This is a genomic window from Streptomyces sp. H39-C1 (assembly GCF_027158125.1).
GTDB classification, from domain to species: Bacteria; Actinomycetota; Actinomycetes; order Streptomycetales; family Streptomycetaceae; genus Actinacidiphila; species Actinacidiphila fildesensis.
The window spans coordinates 1-704 of sequence record NZ_JAPVLS010000287.1 but is presented as its reverse complement, the minus strand read 5'-3'; the positions used below and the strand labels follow the sequence as shown (position 1 = coordinate 704).

Below are 704 nucleotides of genomic sequence, written 5' to 3'. Positions count from 1 at the left end.
TGCTGTTAGCAGGGCAGGGTGGTGTGTCCGGCGGCGCCGGTGGCGCCCGTGATGCCGTCCGCGGTCAACGTGGCAGCGGTGCCGTTGCCACCGTCGTTGCCGGGACACACCGGGCTTGCGGCGCCGCCGGCGCCACCGGTCCCGCCCTTGTGGATACCGCCGGCCGTGGACGCGCCGCCCTTGCCGCCCTTGCCGCCTCCGATGCCGGTGCCGGCGTCGCCTACACCGCCCACACCGCCTTTGCCACCGGTGCCGCCCTGGTTGGCAGCGCCCCCCGCGCCACCTGTGCCGCCGTTGCCGTTGGCACCGCCGGCTCCGCCCGCTCCACCGGCGCCACCGGTGCTTCCGAGGCCGTCGCCGTTTCCGCCGCCGCCGCCGTTACCGCCGTTGCCGTTCGCACCGGCCGCTCCACCAGTGCCACCCAGACCGCCGAGACCACCGTTGCTCCCCACCCCGTTGGCGCCGTTAGCACCGGGGACGCCCTGGGCGCCCAGGCTGCTGTGGATCCGGGAACCGTTCGCGTCGGAGTGGGCCGACGCGGACGCCAGGGTGGGCGTGGCGAGGCCGGCCACGGCGATCGCACTGATCAGGACGGTCCGGGCAAGAGCGTTGGTGCGCAAGATGCGCATGAGGTACGCCTTTCGGTTTGTGCGCTCGGAGATACTCCCCGACCGGCACACCCACAACGTAGGCGGCAATGGCCC

Annotated in this window: 1 protein-coding gene; it reads right to left on the bottom strand. The window is 73.9% G+C overall.

The genetic code is table 11. The annotated features are described in order from the left end of the window. Positions 1–5: 5 nt before the first annotated feature. The gene (locus O3W51_RS48240; protein WP_198359622.1) at positions 6–629 is read right to left on the bottom strand and encodes a hypothetical protein; all 624 of its coding nucleotides are present in this window, start codon (positions 627–629) and stop codon (positions 6–8) included. Positions 630–704 lie beyond the last annotated feature (75 nt).